Source organism: Azospirillum formosense (genome assembly GCF_013340925.1).
In the GTDB taxonomy this organism is placed as follows: Bacteria; Pseudomonadota; Alphaproteobacteria; order Azospirillales; family Azospirillaceae; genus Azospirillum; species Azospirillum formosense.
The window spans coordinates 1-4,560 of the sequence record NZ_WHOR01000363.1 but is presented as its reverse complement, the minus strand read 5'-3'; the positions used below and the strand labels follow the sequence as shown (position 1 = coordinate 4,560).

Here is a 4,560-nt window from a genome sequence, read left to right as displayed (position 1 = left end):
CTGCGAAGCGGGGGAGGGCCGGGGTGGGGGCAAGGCAGCCCCCCATTTTTATCCCTTGGGAAGAAACGCGGCCTCTGCGTTGTTGATCTCCGCAACAAGAAACGGAGAGAGACCATGAACCGCAGCCTGTTCGCCGCCTTCCTGGCCGCCACGGCCTTCGCGTCCCCGGCCTACGCCGCCTGTCCGACCGACAGCATGACGCCGGACATGTATTTCGCCTATGTCGAAGGCATCCAGAAGACCCTGACCGAGCAGGGCTTCCGTCCCGGCGTGATCGACGGGAAGATCGGCCCCAACACCCGCTCCGCCATCCGCGCCTATCAGAAGGCCGCGAAGCTCCCGGTGGACGGCTGTCCGACGCAGGAGCTTCTCGACCACATCAACTTCTCCCAGCCGAAGGTCTACGGGCCGGGCAAGCGGTGAACCCTACGTCCCCTCTCCCGCCCCGGGAGAGGGAGGGGCCCGCCGCGAAGGCGGCGGGAGGGTGAGGGTGCCGCCAAGGATCAATGCGCCATTCTCGCACGACCCTCACCCGGCTCTCAGCGGATGCCATCGGCATCCGCCTGACGCCGTCAGCGCTGGCCTTCGGCCAGTGCGAGAGGCCCTTCGGGCCACCCTCTCCCAGGGCGGGAGAGGGGTTTGGCGAGCAGCTTACTTCACGAAGGTCAGGTCCATGACGGACTTGGCGTCCAGCGCCTTGTCCACCTGACCTTCGGACTGCCAGAACCTCACCTGATTGACGATGTCGTCGACGAGCAGCTTGCCCTTCGGCTCGACATAGGGAAGGCCGGCGGCGACCACCTCGGGCTTCTGCTTCGTCGCCTCGGCGATGATCGCCAGAAGCTCGTCATAGCCGGGACCCTTCACCACGGCGCCCGACGCGTCCTTGGCGTTGAAGGCGGCGTGGTATTCGGCCAGCGCGGTCAGGTAGGCGCTGACGAACTTTTCGGCCAGCGGGCGGCGCTGGGCGACGGTCTTCGGGCTGGTGAAGAGGGCACCGAGCTGCCACGGCGTCTCGTCGCCGACCCAGCCCAGGATGGTGCCGGAGCCTTCGGCCGCGAGCTGGCGGGCCACCGTTACCGGGGCGATCACCGCGTCCACCTGACCGCCCTTGAAGGCGGCGACCATCTTCGGCACGTCCTGCATCGCCACCATGGTCACGTCCTTGACCGTGAAGCCGTGCTTCTGGCCAAGCAGGCCGACCATGTAATGGAAGGTCGAGCCGACGGTGGTGATGGCGATGCGCTTGCCCTTGAGGTCGGCCGGCTTGGTCAGCCCGGCGTCGTGCGCCGCCTTGGTCGCCACATAGGCGCTGAGCTGGAAGCCCGGCTCGTCGCGGCTCTGCGCGGCGATCATGGTGACGGCGCCCTTGGATGCCAGGTTGTAGAAGCCTGCGGTCAGGCCGGTGACGCCGAAATCGACGTCGCCCGAGGCCACCGCCACCGGCACCTGCTGGGCCGAGGTGAACATCTTCAGATCGACGTCCAGCCCTTCCTTCTCGAAATAGCCCTTCGACTTGGCGATGAAGATCGGGCCGGATGAGGCCAGCGCCAGCACGCCGATGGAGGTCTTCTCCAGCCCCTGCGCCTCGGCGGCGGGCATACCGGCCAGCGCCAGGGCCGCAGCGCCCATCACACCCAGAACCGCCCGGCGGCCCCAACGCACGACAGTCATTCTCAGTCTCCCTTTCTCAACATTCATTCTTCTCACCGCCATTTCAGCAGGCGGCGTTCCAGGATGGACAGCACGGTCCCGATGCTCAGGCCGAGCAGCGAGAGAACCAGCACGCCGGCCAGGAGCTGGTCGGTCAGCATCAGGTTGCCGGCGGTCAGGACGAAGGCGCCGATGCCGTATTCCGCCCCGATCATCTCCGCCGCGACCACCAGGATCAGCGCGATGGAGGCGGTGATGCGGAAGCCGGCGAGGATGCCGGGCAGGGCGCCGGGAAGCACGATCTTGCGCAGGATCGACGCCCAGGGCAGGCCGAAGCTCTGCGCCATGCGGATCAGGTTGCGCGGCACCGAATCGATGGCGCTGTAGGTGGCGATCACGGTGGGGAAGAAGACGCCGAAGCCGATGGTGGCGAACTTCGACGGCTCGCCGATGCCGAACCACAGGATGAACAGCGGCAGCAGCGCGATCTTCGGGATCGGGAAGAAGGCCGAGACCAGCGGCACGCCGACCGCCCGCGCCACCGAGCCGATGCCCATGGCGAAGCCCACGGCCATGCCGGCCACCGTGCCCATCACCCAGCCCACGCCGATGCGCATCAGCGACGCCTTCAGGTGCTGCCACAGCGACCCGTCCTGCGCCATGGCGGCCAGCGCCGAGGCGACCGCGCTCGGCGGCGGCAGGAACAGGTCGCTGACGAGGCCGAAGCGGTTGGTGGACTCCCACACCGCGATCAGCACCACGAAGGCCAGCAGCGCCGCCCAGCGGTGCCCCTTGACCGTGAAGCCGCCGCCGCGGAAGCGGACGGGTTGCGACGGCGCGGCGGAGCGGTCGGTCATGGGGAGGCTGGTGTCAGGCATCGGCGATCTCCCGGTCGGCCAGTTGGGCCTCGGCCCGGATCAGGTGCCACAGCCGGTCGCGCACCTCCGCCAGATGGGCCTGGGCGGAGGGCTCCAGCCGCTGGTCGCGCGGCTCCTCGATGGTCACGATCTCGCGCAGGCGGCCGGGGCGGCGGCTGAGCACGACGACCCGGTCGGCCAGCCGCAGCGCCTCGTCCAGGTTGTGGGTGACGTAAAGGGCGGTCGTCCGCTCGCGCTGCCAGAGCGACAGGAAGTCCTCCATCAGCAGCTCGCGCGTCTGGGCGTCGAGCGCCGACAGCGGCTCGTCCAGCAGCAGCATGGCCGGGCGCACGGCCAGCGCGCGGGCGATACCGACGCGCTGGCGCATGCCGCCGGACAGCTGTTTGGGTAGCGCCTTGCGGAAGTCCCACAGCCCCATGCGGCGCAGGCCGGACTCGATGCGCTCCCGCCGCTCCGCCGCCGGCAGCGGGTGGTGTTCGAGGACGAGCGACAGGTTGTCCTCGACACTGCGCCAGGGCAGCAGGGCGAAGTCCTGGAAGATGAAGGTGATCGGGTTCAGGCAGCCGTCCGGCACCTCGCCGGCCACCGCGATGGTGCCGGAGGTCGGTGCAACGATGCCGCCGGCAATGCCGAGCAGGGTGGACTTGCCGCAGCCCGACGGGCCGATGACGGCCAGAACCTCCCCCTCCTGCACCGTCAGGTCGATGCCGTCCAGCACGACGAGGTCGTCGTAGCGGTGGCATAGGTCCTTGATGATAAGCCTCATTGTCCCTTTCCTGTTGCCGACCCCGCCCAGGCGATCAGCAGTTCGTCGCGCGAGGTCAGGCCCGCTTCCGGCAGCGCGTGGTTCACGACGGCCTTGGCGGCGCCGCCGGTCGCTTCCGGCAGCCGATTCTCCCACATGGCCTGATGGAGCGTGGGCAGTTCGTCCCAGTCACCGAGGTATGTCGTTGGCACACGGACCGCCCCCGACGCAATGACGCGGTTCAGCCCTGCGATTTCCGCAGCGTTCGAAAGATGCGTGCCGACGATGGACGCGGATGGCATCAGGATGCGGCGCTGGCGCATCCACACCTGCGGCGCGTAAAAGCTGTAACGACGACCACTTCCATTGGGAGCCATATCGCCGCAATAGACGACGCGCCCCGTGTGCGGCTTCACCAGCATGGTCGAGACGGCCAGCGTGTCGCGCCGCGCCCGCTCCACCACCACGTCGGGCATGCCGCGCGGGTTGTCGGCGGAGCGCAGGATGCGGCCGACCGCTTGGCCCAGCGGCTTGAAGGTGTCCTCGGTGAACAGGCGCACGGCCTCCTTGAAGGCGGCGGTCTCGCGCTGCGGGTCGGGCAGGTCCGGCATGGTGTCGGGCCAGTCGAAATGCGGCACGCGGCGCGTGATCTCGGCCAGCGATACCGCACCGGCCAGCGCCTCGCCGTAGCCGAGCGACAGCACGAAGTCGCGTTCGGAATCCCGGTCGGTGACGACGCAGACGCGGGCGCCGGACTCGCGCGCGGCCTCGATGGCCGACAGCGCCATGTCGTCGCGCAGCCCCACCGCCCCGGCGCCGTAGAAGACCAGAACGGCCTCGCCGGGGCGCAGGCGGGCGCGGCGCAGCATGTCGGCGGGCTCGGCGGCGCCGGGCTTGCCGAGGAAGGTCATGTGGTAGCCGCTGGAGGCGCCGAAGAAGGTCAGCGCGCCGCCGTCCGCCAGCGACTGGAAGGTGCGGGGGAAAGTCGTCTCGCCGGCGTGGCTGACCGCGTAGTCGACGAGGTTGCCGCCGTTGGCGGCGCGCAGCGCGTCGAGGTAGGGCTGGCCTGCGCTCTCCCACGCCGCCCACCGCGCCGGATCGGCGGGGGTGCGGGGGAAGGCGGCCCCGGCGACGGAGCGGGCCCCCGCCCCCGCCCCCCGGGCGCGGGTCGCGGCGGCGCGGCGCCCCGACGACCCCCCGCCGGGCACCCTCATGCGCCGGGCCCGCGCCCCCCCGCCGGGCCCCCGCGTCCTCCGGCGGGCGCGCGGCGCGGCCGGGCCTCCC

At 70.2% G+C, this 4,560-nt stretch carries 5 protein-coding genes; 1 reads left to right on the top strand and 4 read right to left on the bottom strand.

The genetic code is table 11. The annotated features are described in order from the left end of the window. The first annotated feature begins 114 nt into the window (after positions 1-114). Complete coding sequence (locus GBZ26_RS27225; RefSeq protein WP_035675189.1) at positions 115-423, top strand: peptidoglycan-binding domain-containing protein; 309 nt, start codon at positions 115-117, stop codon at positions 421-423. A 228-nt stretch (positions 424-651) separates the two neighbouring features. On the opposite strand, the gene GBZ26_RS27220 is transcribed toward GBZ26_RS27225, so the two are convergent. Genes GBZ26_RS27220 through GBZ26_RS27205 form a run of 4 tightly spaced genes read right to left on the bottom strand, consistent with a single transcriptional unit; the run spans position 652 to position 4,490 of the window. Then, positions 652-1,674 carry an ABC transporter substrate-binding protein gene (locus tag GBZ26_RS27220; protein WP_174441494.1) on the bottom strand — a complete coding sequence of 341 codons (1,023 nt, stop codon included), beginning with the start codon at positions 1,672-1,674 and terminating at the stop codon, positions 652-654. A gap of 32 nt (positions 1,675-1,706) precedes the next feature. After that, entirely contained in the window at positions 1,707-2,531 is an 825-nt protein-coding gene (locus GBZ26_RS27215) for an ABC transporter permease (protein ID WP_246653641.1), read from the bottom strand. After that, on the bottom strand, positions 2,524-3,297 hold the full coding sequence (locus tag GBZ26_RS27210; protein WP_174441493.1) for an ABC transporter ATP-binding protein: 774 nt from the start codon (positions 3,295-3,297) through the stop codon (positions 2,524-2,526). Before GBZ26_RS27210 ends, GBZ26_RS27215 begins: the two co-directional genes overlap by 8 nt. Further along, a complete protein-coding gene (locus tag GBZ26_RS27205; RefSeq protein WP_174441492.1) occupies positions 3,294-4,490 on the bottom strand; it encodes an MDR/zinc-dependent alcohol dehydrogenase-like family protein in 1,197 nt (398 codons plus the stop codon). The genes GBZ26_RS27210 and GBZ26_RS27205 overlap by 4 nt, the downstream gene beginning before the upstream one ends. Positions 4,491-4,560: the final 70 nt, after the last annotated feature.